The sequence below is a fragment of the Dielma fastidiosa genome (genome assembly GCF_000313565.1).
Lineage (GTDB): Bacteria > Bacillota_I > Bacilli_A > Erysipelotrichales > Erysipelotrichaceae > Dielma > Dielma fastidiosa.
In genome coordinates this window covers 22,095-39,408 of record NZ_HE578928.1, presented here as the reverse complement: position 1 = coordinate 39,408, position 17,314 = coordinate 22,095, and the positions used below count along the sequence as shown (strand labels likewise).

24 protein-coding genes and 2 other annotated features are annotated in these 17,314 nt (G+C 40.0%); of the genes, 21 read left to right on the top strand and 3 right to left on the bottom strand.

The features are described 5' to 3' along the window. Positions 1-33 precede the first annotated feature (33 nt). A complete protein-coding gene (locus DAHG_RS12105) occupies positions 34-597 on the bottom strand; it encodes a hypothetical protein (protein WP_022938623.1) in 564 nt (187 codons plus the stop codon). A gap of 180 nt (positions 598-777) precedes the next feature. On the opposite strand from DAHG_RS12105, the gene DAHG_RS12100 reads away from it, so the two are divergent. Genes DAHG_RS12100 through DAHG_RS12090 form a run of 3 tightly spaced genes read left to right on the top strand, consistent with a single transcriptional unit; the run spans position 778 to position 2,674 of the window. After that, a complete protein-coding gene (locus tag DAHG_RS12100) occupies positions 778-1,953 on the top strand; it encodes an SIS domain-containing protein (RefSeq protein WP_022938622.1) in 1,176 nt (391 codons plus the stop codon). A 14-nt stretch (positions 1,954-1,967) separates the two neighbouring features. Next, a complete protein-coding gene (gene agaF, locus DAHG_RS12095; protein WP_022938621.1) occupies positions 1,968-2,396 on the top strand; it encodes a PTS galactosamine/N-acetylgalactosamine transporter subunit IIA in 429 nt (142 codons plus the stop codon). A gap of 5 nt (positions 2,397-2,401) precedes the next feature. Further along, positions 2,402-2,674 carry a preprotein translocase subunit YajC gene (locus tag DAHG_RS12090; RefSeq protein ID WP_022938620.1) on the top strand — a complete coding sequence of 91 codons (273 nt, stop codon included), beginning with the start codon at positions 2,402-2,404 and terminating at the stop codon, positions 2,672-2,674. Between the two features lie 55 nt (positions 2,675-2,729). Here DAHG_RS12090 and DAHG_RS12085 read toward each other — a convergent pair whose 3' ends face one another. After that, complete coding sequence (locus tag DAHG_RS12085) at positions 2,730-3,905, bottom strand: helix-turn-helix transcriptional regulator (RefSeq protein WP_022938619.1); 1,176 nt, start codon at positions 3,903-3,905, stop codon at positions 2,730-2,732. 541 nt (positions 3,906-4,446) lie between these two features. Between DAHG_RS12085 and agaB the strand changes: the two genes are divergently transcribed. From agaB to DAHG_RS12070, 3 genes are read left to right on the top strand one after another with little or no spacing between them, the layout of a single operon-like run. After that, positions 4,447-4,923, top strand: coding sequence for a PTS galactosamine transporter subunit IIB (gene agaB, locus DAHG_RS12080; RefSeq protein WP_022938618.1), 477 nt, complete (start codon positions 4,447-4,449; stop codon positions 4,921-4,923). A 30-nt stretch (positions 4,924-4,953) separates the two neighbouring features. Continuing rightward, complete coding sequence (locus tag DAHG_RS12075; protein ID WP_022938617.1) at positions 4,954-5,757, top strand: PTS mannose/fructose/sorbose/N-acetylgalactosamine transporter subunit IIC; 804 nt, start codon at positions 4,954-4,956, stop codon at positions 5,755-5,757. Next, complete coding sequence (locus DAHG_RS12070) at positions 5,747-6,613, top strand: PTS system mannose/fructose/sorbose family transporter subunit IID (RefSeq protein WP_022938616.1); 867 nt, start codon at positions 5,747-5,749, stop codon at positions 6,611-6,613. The genes DAHG_RS12075 and DAHG_RS12070 overlap by 11 nt, the downstream gene beginning before the upstream one ends. A 92-nt stretch (positions 6,614-6,705) precedes the next feature. On the opposite strand, the gene DAHG_RS12065 is transcribed toward DAHG_RS12070, so the two are convergent. After that, the gene (locus DAHG_RS12065) at positions 6,706-7,275 is read right to left on the bottom strand and encodes an ATP-dependent Clp protease proteolytic subunit (protein ID WP_022938615.1); all 570 of its coding nucleotides are present in this window, start codon (positions 7,273-7,275) and stop codon (positions 6,706-6,708) included. A 135-nt stretch (positions 7,276-7,410) separates the two neighbouring features. On the opposite strand from DAHG_RS12065, the gene gap reads away from it, so the two are divergent. From gap to DAHG_RS11990, 15 genes are all read left to right on the top strand, one after another. Continuing rightward, a complete protein-coding gene (gene gap, locus DAHG_RS12060; RefSeq protein WP_022938614.1) occupies positions 7,411-8,424 on the top strand; it encodes a type I glyceraldehyde-3-phosphate dehydrogenase in 1,014 nt (337 codons plus the stop codon). Between the two features lie 357 nt (positions 8,425-8,781). Then, on the top strand, positions 8,782-9,009 hold the full coding sequence (locus tag DAHG_RS12055) for a heavy-metal-associated domain-containing protein (protein ID WP_022938613.1): 228 nt from the start codon (positions 8,782-8,784) through the stop codon (positions 9,007-9,009). A gap of 31 nt (positions 9,010-9,040) precedes the next feature. Beyond that, positions 9,041-9,240, top strand: a binding site (T-box leader). A gap of 37 nt (positions 9,241-9,277) precedes the next feature. Further along, complete coding sequence (cysS, locus tag DAHG_RS12050; protein WP_022938612.1) at positions 9,278-10,612, top strand: cysteine--tRNA ligase; 1,335 nt, start codon at positions 9,278-9,280, stop codon at positions 10,610-10,612. Further along, positions 10,612-10,995 (top strand): Mini-ribonuclease 3, encoded by a 384-nt coding sequence (locus tag DAHG_RS12045; protein WP_022938611.1) that lies wholly within the window; start codon positions 10,612-10,614, stop codon positions 10,993-10,995. Before cysS ends, DAHG_RS12045 begins: the two co-directional genes overlap by 1 nt. Position 10,996: 1 nt before the next feature. Then, positions 10,997-11,722 (top strand): 23S rRNA (guanosine(2251)-2'-O)-methyltransferase RlmB, encoded by a 726-nt coding sequence (rlmB, locus tag DAHG_RS12040; RefSeq protein ID WP_022938610.1) that lies wholly within the window; start codon positions 10,997-10,999, stop codon positions 11,720-11,722. Positions 11,723-11,747: 25 nt separating this feature from the next. Next, a complete protein-coding gene (locus DAHG_RS12035; RefSeq protein WP_022938609.1) occupies positions 11,748-12,371 on the top strand; it encodes a sigma-70 family RNA polymerase sigma factor in 624 nt (207 codons plus the stop codon). A 40-nt stretch (positions 12,372-12,411) separates the two neighbouring features. Continuing rightward, positions 12,412-12,561, top strand: a complete 150-nt coding sequence (rpmG, locus tag DAHG_RS12030; RefSeq protein WP_022938608.1) for a 50S ribosomal protein L33 — start codon at positions 12,412-12,414, stop codon at positions 12,559-12,561. Between the two features lie 11 nt (positions 12,562-12,572). Beyond that, on the top strand, positions 12,573-12,749 hold the full coding sequence (gene secE / locus DAHG_RS12025) for a preprotein translocase subunit SecE (RefSeq protein ID WP_022938607.1): 177 nt from the start codon (positions 12,573-12,575) through the stop codon (positions 12,747-12,749). Between the two features lie 7 nt (positions 12,750-12,756). Continuing rightward, complete coding sequence (nusG, locus tag DAHG_RS12020; protein ID WP_022938606.1) at positions 12,757-13,305, top strand: transcription termination/antitermination protein NusG; 549 nt, start codon at positions 12,757-12,759, stop codon at positions 13,303-13,305. 65 nt (positions 13,306-13,370) lie between these two features. Next, the gene (proC, locus tag DAHG_RS12015; RefSeq protein WP_022938605.1) at positions 13,371-14,174 is read left to right on the top strand and encodes a pyrroline-5-carboxylate reductase; all 804 of its coding nucleotides are present in this window, start codon (positions 13,371-13,373) and stop codon (positions 14,172-14,174) included. A gap of 146 nt (positions 14,175-14,320) precedes the next feature. Then, on the top strand, positions 14,321-14,737 hold the full coding sequence (gene rplK, locus DAHG_RS12010) for a 50S ribosomal protein L11 (RefSeq protein ID WP_022938604.1): 417 nt from the start codon (positions 14,321-14,323) through the stop codon (positions 14,735-14,737). Positions 14,738-14,757: 20 nt separating this feature from the next. After that, complete coding sequence (gene rplA / locus DAHG_RS12005) at positions 14,758-15,435, top strand: 50S ribosomal protein L1 (RefSeq protein ID WP_022938603.1); 678 nt, start codon at positions 14,758-14,760, stop codon at positions 15,433-15,435. 37 nt (positions 15,436-15,472) lie between these two features. After that, positions 15,473-15,596, top strand: a sequence feature (ribosomal protein L10 leader region). Between the two features lie 35 nt (positions 15,597-15,631). Beyond that, complete coding sequence (gene rplJ / locus DAHG_RS12000; RefSeq protein ID WP_022938602.1) at positions 15,632-16,141, top strand: 50S ribosomal protein L10; 510 nt, start codon at positions 15,632-15,634, stop codon at positions 16,139-16,141. Positions 16,142-16,167: 26 nt separating this feature from the next. Next, entirely contained in the window at positions 16,168-16,539 is a 372-nt protein-coding gene (gene rplL / locus DAHG_RS11995; RefSeq protein ID WP_022938601.1) for a 50S ribosomal protein L7/L12, read from the top strand. A 72-nt stretch (positions 16,540-16,611) separates the two neighbouring features. Beyond that, positions 16,612-17,205 (top strand): class I SAM-dependent methyltransferase, encoded by a 594-nt coding sequence (locus DAHG_RS11990; RefSeq protein WP_022938600.1) that lies wholly within the window; start codon positions 16,612-16,614, stop codon positions 17,203-17,205. The last annotated feature ends 109 nt before the right edge of the window (positions 17,206-17,314 follow it).

Sequence of the window (17,314 nt, the reverse complement as noted above, 5' to 3'; positions counted from 1 at the left end):
CTTTTAAAAAAACAGCCCTTAGGCTGTTGGGAATTACTTATGCTTTTGAATGTAAATGATACCTCTGATCTGCACACCGGCGTAAACCAATGAGGCGATTGAAAGAATAACACTGAGAATAATCAATATAATTGTCGGTTCTTCATCCATCGTAAATAGATTGACAATTAATAGAATTGAAAGTAATAGCAGCAGGCATGTACGCAGCAATAATTTATTGCGGCCTTCTTTAACCATCAAATCTAATTGTGATTCACCTTTTTCAGGTTCAAAATTCTGATACTGAGTATAGCTGGGCAGTACCTTTACCCGCAGGGTAACTTCCATACCGATCGCTACAGCAACTAAAACGATACCAGTCAGCCAGTAGCTGATATTTGTCATGCTGTAAAGCAGAACAGCGATTACCAATGCTAAAATGTAACGCATCTGCAGAATCTGAAATTTACTGAAATCCTTCTCAGGAACGACATAACCAACGCGGGTTCTTTTGTTAAAATAGATCGTCTGACCATGTTTATCCTTATAGATATTATGTCCACTCAGCGCAGGTGTGTTCTTCTTATTACTGTTGTTCACTTGTTTTTTATTAGCCATATTTTATCCACCTCTAGCAACAATTATATCGTGATTTAAAGATGAAGTCTATAAATTAATAAATGTTTTGCACTTTTTAACAATGCGTCAGCCGCTATGTTGTAATTTATGCAAAACCTCGTTATAATGTAAACGCAAACAACGAACCAAGAAAATTTGGTTAGAAAGGGTGACATTACAATGATTTTTGGAAAAACTGAACAAGCATGGAAAGAGCTCTCTGGAATTTTCACAGCCACAGAAATTCATCAGCAGCCTGATACATGGGAAAAGACGATTGCTCAGATTGAAGCAAACAAAGAAAGCCTGAAGGAATTTATCGCTAAGACAACTTCTCAGCCTGATTATGACATTATCCTGACTGGTGCCGGTACTAGTGAATTCGTCGGCAACGCCCTGTATTCTTACTTACAGAAGAAATTAAACTACAAGGTTAAATCATATGGTACAACAGATATTACAGCGACTCCTGAAAATTATTTGTCACAGGATAAGCCAACTTTGTTAGTAAGCTTTGGCCGCAGCGGTAATTCTCCTGAATCTGTAGGTGCCGTAGACTGCGCGGAAGCCGTATGCAATAATTTACAGCATATTTTTGTTACTTGCAATAAGAATGGCGCCTTGTCATTAAAGGCAAATGAAAACAAGAACTGCTATGCTATCAATCTTACTGATGAGACACATGACCAGTCATTTGCGATGACAAGTTCATATTCAAACATGATGCTGGCTACTTTATTAGCCTTCTCACTGGATGATTTAGAAGAAACTGTTAAAAATGTTAAAATGATTCTTGCAGCTTCAAGAGTTTTATTAGATACTAGATATGATGAAATGTTGAAGGTTGTTGATGCATTTGATTTCAAACGTATCGTTTATCTTGGCAGCAACGTATTAAAAGGCACAGCACAGGAATCAGCATTAAAGATGCTTGAACTGACTGCCGGTAAAGTTGTTACAATGTATGATACGCCGATGGGCTTCAGACATGGACCTAAATCAATTGTTGATGATACGACATTAACTGTTGTTTATTTGAGTGATAATGCTTATACTCGTCAGTATGAAGTTGACTTAATCAAAGAAATGAGCGGACAGCGCAAAGGCAATAAAATCATGGCTGTTTCTTCAAGAAAAGATGATGAGGTTGCGGCTCTGGTTGACTATTTCTATTCATTTGATAATGAAACAGATGCTGACAATATGTATCTTGCATTTGAATACATTCTGGCAGCTCAGTTAATTGCATTATACAAATCACTTTCATTCGGTATCACACCGGACAACCCATGCCCAAGCGGTGAAGTAAATCGTGTTGTTAAGGGTGTAACATTGTATCCATATACTAGAAAGTAGGAGAGGAAAATACTATGATCGGAATTATTGTAACAGGACACGGACATTTTGGTTCAGGATTAACAAGCTCATTGAACTTAATCGGCGGCGAACAGCAGAATTATAAATATGTTGACTTTGTTCAGGAATTCTCTGTAGATGATTTGGAAAGAGAATTGAATAAGGCAATGGATGAATTGAAGGATTGTGAAGGCATTTTAGTTCTTTCTGATCTGGCTGGCGGTTCTCCGTTCAAGACAGCGGTTGTATGCGGTGCTGCACGCGGCAACGTAAAAGTAATTGGCGGTACAAATCTGCCGATGCTTGTGGAAATTTCAATGGCTCGTCAATTTGTTAATGAATTAGAATCATTAGCTGATATGGCAGTAAATACTGGTAAGGATCAAGTTGTTAAATATGAATTCAAACCAGTTGAACAAAACGAAGCAGAAGAAGGTATTTAATCAGCATGAATTGGGAAGTGATTGGGTGGTCAGCCCTGACCTTCATCGTCTTGACTGCGGTTCTGATACTGGCTTATTTCCTATACAGCCGCAATATGATGAAGAAAAGACGCGAGGCATTAATTCAGATGGATGCTTTGATTAAGCCGGGTAAGCCTTGTTCATTCAACGGCATTCAGGCTAAAATCATATCTGCCGGTCAGGAAACATGTAAAATAGAGATTGCCAAAGATGTGGTAATTACTGTTTCAAGGTTCATGATCACACCGATAGTTTAAGGTAATAGAGAGAAAAAGGTAAATAATAAATAGAAACACCTCGGCTGAGGTGTTTTTAGTTATAGATAGTTTTCGCGTAGTCAGTCGGAGTAAGTCCGAATTGCTGTTTGAATTTTCTTGAGAAATAGTGAATACTTGCAAAGCCAAGCATACTGCTTATTTCTGATATCGTATACATTGACTCCTTAATCAGCAGCTTGCTCTTATTCAGCTTCAGATCACTGATATATTGCTTCGGAGCTACATTAAGATTATTTTTAAACAAGGTCTGCAGAGAAGAACGGCTGATTGAGAATTTGTGGCAGATCTCCTCAATGGTTAAAGACTGATAGATATTTTCGTTGATATAAATGATAATTTCATTCAGTATCTCATTTTCAAACCGCTGCTGCATCGGCGTTGAAGCAATCGGCGTGGTCTGCAGGAAATCATATTGAAGCAGTTTAATAATCAGTTCTTTCAGATAACAGATCATTAAATCATTATCAAAGTATAACTCATTGCCGCTGACTTTAATGAAATTATTGAGGGCATTGTGTATATCGCGGTGGGAACTGAAGATGCGGTTGCTGATCAGTGATGGATCGCTGATATTCATCTCGAACAGAATCGTTAAATAGGAGCATGATTCATGCATACCGGTGGACTGAGTATGAAACTGATTGGGCGCGTATAAGATTAAATCAAAGTTGCGCAGCTGATAATCCTCATTGTCGATAGTTGTATTTAAGGTGCCGTTATCAATGAATGTCAGCTCCCAGAACGTGTGGCTTTCACCGGGGAACAGATAGTTGGCATTGCGGACCTGATAATAGTAAGCGTAAATTTCTGGTATTTCAACAGTTGGAATCACTCTTTCATATTCGATCGGCGCTGTTGAGAAGGTATAATCAACTGTTCGTTTCTTGGTGCCGAATTCACAGACCATTTCAACTTTCGCAGAAGCCGTGATGCTGATCAGATTGAAAAAGACACCGCGTTTGATTTTAATCATTCGGTGAATGACGAATTTCTCCATTTCAGCTGAATCAGGATCAAGCGTTACGACCAGCATTACAATACCGGAGGTTACTTTCAAAATCACATCATCATTGTAAACGTTGAAGTTCGTAATTGACTTGTTTTTTAATTTAAAATTCTGATGCTGCATCTTAATCGTCTGACGTCTTGACAGATCATTGATGATCTCGCCGTAGCGATTGAAAATATAACTGGTAGTTTTATTAAACATGTGAGAATCCCCCTTATGATTAGTATAGCAAATTTGAAAAACGAAAGGAATACGAAGACTCAATAATTTGCACATTTTAGTAATAAATTTGTAGAAATTGGCAAAAGTAATAATTTTGGAATATTTTGGTGTTTTTTTGAATATAATGCGATCTTAAAAATCAATAAAATGATAAAAAAATCATGTAAATTTTGCCGGCCATAAATAAAACAAAATTATTGGCTTCGCAGAATCAGACGTTTAAAGCGCTTACATCGCCGTTTTCTGTAAGAAAATGTGAACTTTTCAACGCTTGCTTGTTTAATTGTGTGAAATTTGTGTGATACAGCAATTTTTATAAAAAAATTAAAATGAGTATAAAAAAATGTAAAAATAAGTTTTTAAATTGTTAAAAAGTACAAAGGATTCAATAAAAAGTGTAAAGAAAAAATGCTTGAACTGACATAGAATTGAAGCGAAGTGAAAGGGTTTACTTGCTTAGCCCCCTCATCAAGGTCTAAGCATATCAACTTCATGTTTAAGATAGAAAGGAGAGAGTAGAATGCCAAATATCGTACTCACTAGAATTGACAACCGTTTAATTCACGGGCAAGTCGCTACTATGTGGTCAGGTGTTCTCGGCGTTAACTTATTATTAGTTGCTAATGATAACGTTGCTAAAGACGAACTGAGACAAAGCCTGATGAACATGGCTGCTCCTAGTTATGCTCAAACAAGATATTTCACTATTGAAAAAACTTGCGCGATCATTGACAAGGCCAGCCCTGCTCAGAAAATTTTCATTATCTGTGAAAATCCACAGGATGTATTAAGACTTGTTGAAGGCGGTGTGCCAATCAAGAAGGTTAACATCGGAAACATGCATATGGCAGATGGCAAACGCCAAGTTGCTACATCTGTTGCTGTTGATGATGCTGACGTTGCTGCATTCAAAAAATTGCAGGATTTAGGCGTTGAACTGGAAATCAGACGTGTTCCAGATACAGCACCTGAAGACCTCAATAAGTTATTTAAATAAACTTGAAAAAGTGAAAGGGAGAAATAATACATGGAGATTAATATTATTCAGGTCATCCTTTTAGCTGTATTGACATTCATTATGGCTATTGACCAGTTCTCTTTAACTGAGATCATTTCAAGACCTATTATCAACTGTACTTTAATCGGTGCAATCTTAGGCGACTTGAACACTGGCTTAGTTTTAGGCGGAACTTATGAATTAATGATGGTTGGTAACATGCCAGTAGGCGGCGCTCAGCCACCTAACGCAATCATCGGTGGTATCGTTGGTATGATCTTTGCTGTTCGTGCTAACATGGATATCAATGCTGCTCTTGGAGCTGCAATCGTATTCTCAGTATTCGGTGGTTATGCAGTTACATTAACATTTACTGTTATGTCTGGTCTTATGGCTAAAGCTGATAAAGCAGCTGAAGAAGCAAATCCTGCAGGTATCGTTCAAGTTAACTTTATCTCAATGGGTCTGTTAGGCGCATTATTCGCAATCATTTCAGTAGTTGCTTACGTTGGTGGTACAGCTGTTGCTCCAGCTCTTGAAGCATTCAGTACACAGTTCAGCTGGTTCATGGGCGGCTTAAGTGTTGCTGGTGGTATGATGCGTTTCGTCGGTTTCGCTATTCTGATGAAAATCATGCTTTCTGGCGAACTTTGGGGCTTCCTGCTTGCTGGTTTCGCAGGTGCAATCGTACTTGGAACTACAAGCGTATCTTCTGCAACTTTAGTATTATTAGCATTCATCGGTGTGGCTATTGCAATCTTTGACTACACAACTAATGTTCGCATCAAAGAAAATGCAGGCAGCGGAAATGGAGGATTCAGTGATGGCATCTAATGCAACTCAATATAAGGATTTGACTCCGGCTGCTAAGCTGGACAAAGCAACTTTAAATAAAATGGTTTGGTTGTCTTGCCAATTACAGGCTTCATTCAACTATGAAAGAATGCAGGCTTGCGGATGGTTATGGTCAATGTTACCAGGTCTTCAGAAGATCCATACAAACAAAGAAGATTTAGCAGCTTCAATGACTCATAATATGGAATTCTTCAATACTCACCCATTCTTCGTAACATTTGTTATGGGTATCGTTCTTTCATTAGAACAACAAAAAGCTGATATCGCTACAATCCGTTCAGTACGTGTTGCTGCAATGGGACCTTTAGGCGGTATTGGTGACTCATTATTCTGGTTTACATTAATTCCTATCGTTGCCGGTATCACAGCTCCTATGGCTATGGATGGCAATATCTTTGGACCAATCTTATTCTTCATTATCGCATTCGGCGTAGAAATGGCTATCCGTTTCTGGTTGATGTATTGGGCATATGATTTAGGTACTAGTGCTATTGGTATCATGACTAAGAATGCTAAAGAACTGACTCGTTCAGCTTCTATTCTTGGTGTATTCGTTGTTGGTGCTTTAATTGCTAACTTCGGCGGCGGTACTCAATTCGGTATCGATATCCCTAATGGTGAATCTGTAATTAGTCTGCAAGAAAAATTAGATACAATTCTGCCTTGCATGCTGCCATTTGCATTAACTTGCATGTGCTGGTATCTGTTATCTAAAAAAGGCTGGAAACCTATCCAATGTATCCTTCTGTTACTGGTTATCGGTATCGTTGGATGTGCTGTTGGTATCTGGTCTGGCGATTACACAGCGTTGATTTCAGTTCCTTGGCACGCATAAGAGTAAATAAAACTCTCATAAATTATTAATTTCTATCTAAACATAAGAAAAAGGCATCTGGTCGCACAGATGTCCTTTTTCTTTCTATATTACTATACGATTTTATCCACAATACCATAGGCTAAAGCATCTTCGGCGCTTAAGTAACAATCACGGTCGCAGTCATGTTTAATCATGTCATAGGGCTTGCCGCAGCGCTGGGCTAAGATATTATAGATATTACGCTGTACCTTTAGGATATGACGGGTCGCAATCTCCATATCACTGGCTTGTCCCTGTGAGTTGCCAATAGGCTGGTGGATCATTACTTCGCAGTTGCTCAGGATCAGCCGTTTGCCTTTTGTGCCGGCAGCCAGTAAGATTGAAGCCATGCTCGCGCAGCAGCCCATGCCGATCGTCGACACATCGCAGCTGATGTGGTTCATGACATCATAGATTGCCAAGCCGCTGGAAATGCTGCCGCCGGGTGAATTGATATACATTAAAATATCATCATTATTCAGTGATGACAGATATAAAAGCTGGGCAGTGATTGAGGCTGCCATCTCATCATTTACTTCACCGACACATAAAATAATGCGTTCCTTTAATAAACAGGAGTATAAGTCATAGACCCGTTCAACATTCGCTGAACGCTCAATAACTGTGGGTATAAAACTCATTAAATCCCTCCAATCTTTATAGAGTATGCACATAGGTGCATGTTTAATACAAAAAGGCTAAAGTGAAAGAGTTCACAATTGACATTTCTATAAAATATCGTATAATAATATTGTTATAAAAGGAGGACTTTTAAAATGACAGTAAAAGTTGCTATTAATGGATTTGGACGTATCGGTCGTTTAGCATTCAGACAAATGTTCGGTGCTGAAGGTTACGAAGTTGTAGCTATCAACGATTTGACTAGCCCTAAGATGCTTGCTCACTTATTAAAATATGATTCAGCACAAGGCACATATGGTTTAGCTGACAAAGTTACAGCTGGTGAATCATCAATCACAGTTGACGGAAAAACTATCGAAATCTACAAGGAAGCTGATGCTAAGAACTTACCTTGGGGTAAACTAGGTGTAGACGTTGTACTTGAATGTACTGGTTTCTATACTTCAAAAGAAAAAGCTTCTGCTCATATCGCTGCAGGTGCTCGTAAAGTTGTTATCTCTGCTCCAGCAGGAAACGATCTGCCTACAGTTGTTTACAATGTAAACCACAACATCTTAAAACCAGAAGATACAGTAATTTCTGCAGCTTCTTGTACTACTAACTGCTTAGCTCCTATGGCTAAAGCATTAAATGACTTAGCACCTATTCAGAGTGGTATCATGACTACTGTTCACGCATACACTGGTGACCAAATGACATTAGACGGACCTCAAAGAAAAGGTGATTTAAGACGTTCTCGTGCTGCTGCAGTTAACATCGTTCCTAACTCAACAGGTGCTGCTAAAGCTATCGGTTTAGTAATTCCTGAATTGAACGGTAAACTGATCGGTTCTGCACAGCGTGTTCCTGTTCCTACAGGTTCAACTACTATCTTAGTAGCTGTTGTTGACGGTGAAGTAACTGTTGATCAAGTAAATGCTGCTATGAAGGCTGCTGCTAATGAATCATTCGGTTACAATGAAGACGAAATCGTTTCTTCTGATGTTATCGGTATCAAATACGGTTCATTATTCGATGCAACTCAAACAATGGTACACAAGATGGAAAACGGAACTACTCAGGTTCAGGTTGTTTCTTGGTACGATAATGAAAATTCATACACTAGCCAAATGGTTAGAACTATCAAATACTTCTCTGAATTAGCTTAATTCACTGAATATTCAAGGGTGACTGGAAACGGTCATCCTTTTTTATGTAAAATTTTTGCTTTATTAATTCAATCACAAATAAAATACATACAAGGAAGCACCTACCCGCTTTTATTTAATTATGTTAACTGTTCAGCACCCGTAATATTTAGTCAAAACATCGGGTGAACTTCACAAAATAATGGCTAAGTAAGGGCTTTTTTATGTAAATTGCTCTAAAAACATTAATTAATTACTAAAAATGTTAAAATTTTCCTTTATTTTTTTAAATTCATATAATAAAATGAACACCTACCCTAAAAGTTGGGTAGACTACTATGGACATGTTTTGTCCATATAAGGTTTGGAGGAAAATTTATGACAAAAGTTATTAAATACTATATACCGCTGCTGAATAATCAGAAAAATTCTGATGAGTTATGTCAGAGCTTGAAGGAAATTGATGGCGTTGTGGCAATCGATACGGATCTGCAGCGCAAGAAATGCTCAATTACGTACAAGAATCATGTAGAGCTGGTTGATATTGTTACGGCTATTGAAAAACTGAATGTTGAGTATTACTTCTTATCAAGAGAAATGATTTGAAAATTCTGATGATAGTTGTTATACTATATTAAACAAACCAGTAATAGGGGAATAGTAAGCAGTAGAGCTGATTTACAGAGACAGCGGAAGGGTGGAAACGCTGAATGAGCGACTTGCTGAATGCACCTCTTAGGGTTCTTTCGATATGTAGAAGGAAACGTTGCCGGCGTTAACGGTCAGAGTGGAATTTATTTCAATTAGAGTGGAACCGCGTGTTGAAGCGTCTCTATACAGGGGCGCTTTTTTATTTGTTAAAGGAGAGAGAAACATGAAATTATTTAATAGTCTGCATAATAAAGTAGAAGCATTTAAACCGATGAATGAAAATGAAGTGAGCATGTATGTCTGCGGACCAACAGTTTATAACTATCCGCATATTGGCAATGCCCGGCCAATCATTGTATTTGATACATTAAAAAAGACTTTTGAAGCATTGGGTTACAAGGTTAAATTTGTTTCTAATTTCACCGATGTTGATGATAAAATCATTAAAAAGGCAATTGAAATGAATGTTGATGAGAAAACGATCACTGAGCATTTCATCAATGCTTATAACGCGGATCGTCAGTCTTTGAATGCGGATCTGCCGGATGTGACACCAAAGGTTACGGAGACAATGGATGAAATCATTGATTTCATAAAACTGCTGGTAGATAAAGGCTTTGCGTATGAGATTGATGGCGATGTTTATTTCAGAGTTAATAAAATTGATGATTATGGCCAGCTCAGCAATCAGCAGATCGAGGATTTGATGGTAGGCGCGCGTATCGATGAAAATGCGTTAAAGGAAAACCCGCTTGATTTTACCTTGTGGAAAAAGACAGAGGAGGGAATTAAATGGGATTCACCTTGGTCTAAGGGACGTCCGGGCTGGCACAGTGAATGTGTGGTTATGATTAACAATGAATTCCATCAGCATCAAATCGATATACACGGCGGCGGCATGGATCTCAAATTCCCGCATCATGAAAATGAGATTGCTCAGTCTGAAGCGGCTTATGGTACGCATATCGCGAATTACTGGCTGCATAATGGCATGGTCAACATCGATGGTGAAAAAATGTCTAAATCCTTGGGTAATGTGATTTGGGTAAAAGATATTGTGGAAAAGCTGGGCGGCAATGTCGTAAGATGGCTGATGCTGTCAGCGCATTACCGTGCACCGTTAAATCTTAATGATCAGGCGGTTGAAACAGCGCAGACAGAATTAGAGAAAATTAAGACATCACTGAAACAGGCTTATGTTAAGTTAGGGCTTGCGGGTATTGAGCTGGCAGGTAATCCAGATGAAACACTCTGGCAGGCATTTCTTGACGCGATGAGTGATGATTTGAATACGCCTAATGCCTTTAAAGCTTTGTTTGATACAAATAAGCAGCTGAATGCGGCGGTGCGTACACGAGAGATTGATTATGGCCGTGTAGCTGCTTTGGTGATTACGATTGAAAAGATGCTTTATGTGTTAGGTATTAAGCTTGACCGCATTGTTTTAAGTGATGATGATAAGAATGTTTTCGCAAACTGGAACCAAGCTAAGGCGGAAAAGAATTTCGAAGCTGCTGATCAATACCGTGCTGTCTTAATGGAAAGAGGTCTGCTGTAATGGAAATCGTTCCTTACAATGGTACGACCCTGGCATTTATCGGCGATGCGGTAATGACGCTGAAGGTGCGTGAGCTGCTTGTATCAAGAGGTCTGCAGAAACCTAATGAACTGCAGCGTATGACAGCGAAATGGGTCAGTGCCAAGGCACAGGCTTATTATCTGATGACGCTGATTGATAAAGGCTTCTTTACCGAAGAAGAATTGGCAATCATCCGCCGGGGCCGCAACGCGCAGACCGCTTCCATTGCCAAAAATGCCGATGTTGCTACGTATCGGCTGGCTACCGGGCTTGAGGCTATCTGGGGTTATTATCAGCTAAGCGGTGAATTGTTGAGAATGGAACAGCTTTGGAACGAAATTGTTATGTTAGGAGCGCAATAATATGGCACAATATGTATACGGGAAGAATGTCGTGAAGCAGCTGCTGAATGACGATAAAAAGATTTATGAGGTATTGATTCAGGAAGGGATGAAGGATCGTTCTTTTGAAGACTTACTGAAACAGAAAAAGATTCCGGTGCGCGTGCTGAATAAGAAGAAGCTTGAAGCATTGCTTAAAACTGATCATCATCAGGGAATCGCGGCAAGCATTGATGAATATAAAACTTATTCAGTCGATGAGATTTTAAAGGCTGTACCAGCAGGCAAAACCCCGTTATTAGTCATGCTGGACGGTCTGGAAGATCCGCACAATCTGGGAGCCATTCTTAGAACGTGTGACTGTGTCGGCGCTGACGGCGTGATTATCGGCAAGCATCGCAGTGTACAGCTTACGCCGACGGTTGCTAAGGTATCTACTGGTGCTATCGATACGGTGAAGGTTGCTGTAGTAACGAATCTGGTTCAGACAATCAAGGATTTAAAAGAGAAGGGGTTTTGGGCAGTTGGCGCTGATGCGCATGACGCTAAAGATTATCGCGAAGGGCAGTATGATGTGCCGCTGCTGTTAGTCATTGGCTCAGAGGGCTTTGGCATCTCCAATCTGGTGCGGAAAAATTGTGATTACTGCATCGCTTTGCCGATGGCAGGCAGTGTTACATCGCTGAATGCGTCAGTTGCCTGCTCAATCCTGCTTTATGAGATTTACAGTCATCGCCATCCGCTTTAGTAATTAAAAAAGAGGTGGGCAGGGAATGGAAACAATGAATGATTATGAGCTTTTGTATTTGATGAGTGAACAGGATGAGGAAGCACAGAAGCTGCTGATTAAGCTTTATGAACAGCGGATTGAGAGAATTATACGCAAAACGGTATCCAGCGGCGGCGGTAAGCATCTGCGCAGTGATGAATTTCATGATCTTAAATCAAAATGTATGCTGTCGCTGATTGAAGCGGTAAATCAGTATCATGATGAAACCGGAGTGCCTTTTTCTTATTACGCGTCCTTATGCATTACTACCTGTGTGCGTTCATACTTGCGGAAGACGCGTTCGCAGGCTAACTATATGTTTGCGACATGTACTTCCTTAGATTTAGATTTAAGCGAGGATGAGGGCTGTTACCTGATTTCCCTGGTACAAAATAATCAGGCTGAGTTTGATCCTAAATGGAGTTTTGAATTAAAAGAAGCACAGAATAAGGTAAAAGAAGTAGAAGCGCAGCTCAGTGAAGATGAACGGCAGATCTGGCTGCTGCGCAAGGCTGGCTGTACTTATCGTGAAATTGCTGAAAAAAGCGGTCATACGGTTAAACATGTCGGTTATATTCTGCATAAGATAAAAAAGATTTTAGCTGGAATAATTGACTATCAAAAGTGATTGTGATAAAGTTAATAGGCATACGAAAGAGGTGAAACACATGAAAGATAAGGTTATCTTGACATGTACTGTTTGTCTTTCTCGTAATTATACGACGACTAAAAATAAAAAAACGCATACGGAACGAATCGAATTGAAGAAATACTGTCCTAAATGCGGACAGCATACGATTCACAAGGAAACAAAATAGGAGGGCAATTTATGAAGTGGTTTAGTATCTCAGGAATTATACAGGAATTGCAGCGCGTGCGCTGGCCGAAGCTCGGTGAGCTTGCGAAGAAGTCAGGAATCGTACTGTTGTTCACAGCTTCATTCGCATTGTTCTTTGTTCTTTGTGAATTCATCGCAGTGTCTTTTATAAGATTTATTGGAATGTAGGTGTATCATGGAAGATATTAAGCGCGAATGGTATGTAGTTAATACATATGCCGGACATGAAAATAAAGTAAAAGAAAATCTTCAAAGACGTATTGATACAATGAATCTGCAGGATTATCTGTTTCAGATCATTGTAGCTGAAGAAAAAGAAATTGAATTCAAGAATGGTAAAAAGGTAGAAAAGACTTATAATCTATTCCCTGGTTACTTATTCGTTGAAATGGAAATGACAGATGAAGCTTGGTATGTTGTGCGTAATACACCAGGTGTAACTGGATTTATCGGATCATCTGGGGGTGGTGCGAAGCCTTTCCCGGTTGCTGAGGATGAAATGGAGTCTATTCTCCGTCGTTTAGGAATTCGTGAGACAAAAGTACAGATCGATTTTGCTGTCGGCGACCGTGTGAAGATCTTAACAGGAGCTTTCCAGGGCGTTGAGGGTAGTGTTGAATCATTAAATGATGAAACTCAGGTAGCTACTGTGCTGACTATTCTGTTTGGCCGTGAAACACCAACGGAAATCAGTTACGGCGATCTTGAAAAAATCGAATTTTAAGAGGACTTAGTCCTCTTTTTTCTTTGGGTGTGATATGATGGAAGCAGAAATCAGGAGATGAACATATGAGAAATATTGGTTTTATTGGCTGCGGAAATATGGGCGGCGCTATTTTAAATGGTATATTAAAGGCTGGCTTGCTGGCCCCAGAGCACATTTTTATCCATACGGCTACCCCAGCTAAGCGGGAGGAACTGGCGGCAAAGCTTCATGTCTGCGCGGTAAACAGCAATCGCGAGGTTGTTGAAAACGCAGATTTAATCATCTTGGCGGTTAAGCCTTATCTGTTTGATGAAGTGTTTGCGCAGATCAAGGAGGTGCTTAGCGAGGATAAGGTATTGATCTCTGTGGCTGCCGGTCAGAGTCTGGCGAATATGGAGAAGCTGAGCAGCGCGGAAACAAAGATCATCCGCACGATGCCTAATACCCCGGCTTCAGTAGGCGAGGGAATGAGCGCGGTTACCCCGAATAAGAACTGTACCCAAAAGGATATTGAAGAAACGATGGCAATCTTCACAAGCTTTGGCAAAGCGGAAATAATCCCTGAACATCTAATGGATGCAGTACCGGCGGTCAGCGGATCATCACCGGCTTATATTTTTATGCTGATTAACGCATTGTGCGATGGCGCGGTGCGTGACGGTATGTCAAGATCCATGGCCTTAACCTTTGCTGCTCAGGCAGTCTTAGGCTCGGCAAAGATGGTGCTTGAAAGCGGCATTCATCCGGAACAGTTAAAAGACATGGTCTGCTCACCAGGCGGCACAACGATTGAAGCGGTTGCTAAATTAGAAGAAAAAGGCTTCCGGGATGCGGTTTTGGCAGGTATGAAGGCATGCACTGACCGTTTAAAGGAAATGAATTCCTAAAAGTTTCAAAAAAGTATTGATTTTATCGGCTTTATACGATAAACTATTAAATGCACGCAATGTGCGTTTTTATTCATGCGTGGGAGAGCGAGCAACCGTTCATAAAACCACAGCATAAGACAAACAAAATATAGGAGGTGTGTCTTGTGAGTAAGAAAGTTGCAAAAATCTGCAAATTACAATTCCCTGCAGGGGGAGCTAAACCAGGACCGGCGCTTGCATCAGCAGGTATCAACATGCCGCAGTTCTGTTCAGCATTCAATGATGCTACAAGAGAACGTGCTGGTGACTTAGTACCAGTCGTAATCACTGCATACGAAGATAAGAGCTTTGACTTCGTATTAAAGACTACACCAGCTGCTATCATGATCAAAAAAGCTGCTGGCGTTAAAAAAGCCGGAACTAATCAGAAACAAATCGTTGGTACGATTACTGCTGATCAGGTTCGTGAAATCGCAGAATACAAAATGCCAGACCTTAATGCCAATGACGTAGAATCAGCTATGAAAATCATCGCTGGTACAGCTCGTAACATGGGTATTAAAGTTGAAGGTATGGAATAGAAAGGCTGAGGTAACATAAAATGGCAAAAGTAGGAAAGAAATATTCAGAAGCTGCTAAATTAGTTGACCGCAGCAAAGTATACACAATCGAAGAAGCCGTAGCTTTAGTTAAGAAAACTAGCTATGAAAAATTCGATGCATCAGTAGAGGCATCATTCAGATTGAATGTAGACCCTCGTCATGCTGATCAGCAGATTCGTGGCGCAATGGTACTTCCTCATGGTACAGGCCGTACACAAAAAGTTTGTGTTATCGCTAACGGACCTAAGGAACAGGAAGCTATCGATGCTGGCGCAGATTTTGTAGGCGGCAAAGAACTGATCGAAAAGATCGGCAAAGGCTGGTTCGAATTTGACGTATTAATCGCTATCCCTGCAATGATGGGTGAATTAGGTAAATTAGGCCGTGTGTTAGGTCCTAAGGGCTTAATGCCAAATCCTAAAACTGGCACTGTAACAATGGATATTGCGAAAGCAGTTGAAGATGTTAAAAAAGGTAAGATTGAATACCGTGTAGACAAAGAAGGAAATATCAATGTTCTGATCGGTAAAGTTTCATTTGATGAAGCTAAGCTTGCTGAAAACTTCCAGGCTATCAATGATGTAATCATGCGTGCCCGTCCTGCTGCTGTTAAAGGCATCTACTTAAAAGGCGCTACACTTTCATCAACAATGGGTCCTGGCATCAAAGTTGCCTAGTTTTTGTTGACAAACAAAAAGTTATAGATTAGAATAAGACTGTTATCAATATATACCACAGACAGCAACGGCCTATGGCTTAATCACGTTGCCGAGGTAGAAAGAAACATTACTCTTTCATGCTCATGCTGTCTTTCGGTGTGAGCATTTTATTATGCGGATATATTGTGATAGATAAATTAGGAGGTGCAAAACTATGAACCAAACGATTATCGATGGCAAGAAGGCAGTCGTTGCTGAGATCGCCGAGAAAATGCGCGAATCGCAATCTGCAGTCGTTGTCGAATATCGTGGGTTGACAGTTAAAGAAGTTACTGAACTTCGCCGCGAACTGCGTGCAGAAGAAGTAGAATTCAAAGTTTACAAGAATTCACTTGCACAGCGCGCCGCTGAAGAAGTTGGTTATGCAGAATTAACTGAAACCCTGACCGGACCTAACGCAATTGCATTTGGTAAAGATGCTGTTGCTCCGGCACGTGTACTTGCAAAATTTGCTAAAAAACACGACAAGTTAGTGATTAAAGCTGGTGCTGTTGAAGGTAAAGTGGTTGATCAGGAAACGATCACTGCATTATCAAAACTGCCAAACCGCGAAGGTATGATCTCTATGTTACTTGGATGCTTACAGTCTCCAGTACGCAGCTTCGCATGCGCTGTTAAAGCAGTTGCAGATCAAAAAGGTGAAACAGCTGAATCAGCTGAATAAATTCAAATTACAGGAGGAAATAAATCATGGCAAAATTAAATACAGAAGATGTTATTGCTTCTCTTAAAGAGATGACAATTCTTGAATTAAACGACTTAATCAAAGCAATCGAAGAAGAATTCGGTGTTACTGCTGCTGCTCCAGTTGCTGTTGCTGCTGCTGCTGACACTGCTGCTCCTACAGGACCTACTGAAGTTACTGTTACATTAACTGATGTTGGTGCTACTAAAGTTGCTGTTATCAAAGCAGTACGTGAAATCACTGGCTTAGGCTTAGTAGAAGCTAAGGGCTTAGTTGATAAGACTCCATCTGCAATCAAAGAAAACATCAAACCAGAAGAAGCTGAAGCTATCAAGGCTAAATTAGTAGAAGCTGGCGCAACTGTAGAAATTAAATAGTAGTCTTCATTCAGAATTTTTAATACAAAAAGCCGTAAAGGCTTTTTGTCACCTAAAAAGGACGGCGATACTATGAATCATTATTTTACAGATAATCGTCAATTAGCTCAAAACCGGAAGGAAATAACTTTCCGGTTTTCGTGCTTTAAGTTTTCATTTATAACTGATAATGGTGTGTTTTCTAAGGAATATGTCGATTATGGCTCAATGATTTTCTTAGAAGCGCTTGAAAAGGAAAAATTAGGGAATAATCTGCTTGACGTTGGCTGCGGCTATGGGACTTTGGGAGTTGTGCTGAAGAAAATGAATCCGGCATCAAAGGTGACGATGATTGATGTTAATCCCCGGGCCCTTGAATTAGCTGCCATCAATGCCGAGAAGAATGAAACCGAGGTGGATATCCGTCAGAGTGATATCTATGAGAAAGTATCGGAAGATAATTTTACGGATATTATCACAAATCCGCCGATACGTGCCGGTAAGGCAGTAATTTATAAAATATTTGATGAAGCATACGAACATCTGGCAGCCGGCGGGCATCTGTATGTGGTGATCCGCAAGCAGCATGGCGCCTTAAGCGCTCAGAAAGAGATCGCATCCGTATTTGGTAACTGTGACATCATTCATAAGGAACGAGGATATTTTGTCCTCAAATCAACGAAATAGATTGACAATTTGACAATAATTTGATATTATACTAAATTGCATAATACTAAAAATTTAAAATGGGTCAAAGTGCCCTGTTTTGACACTTTGCTCGGAGAAAGGATGGCGT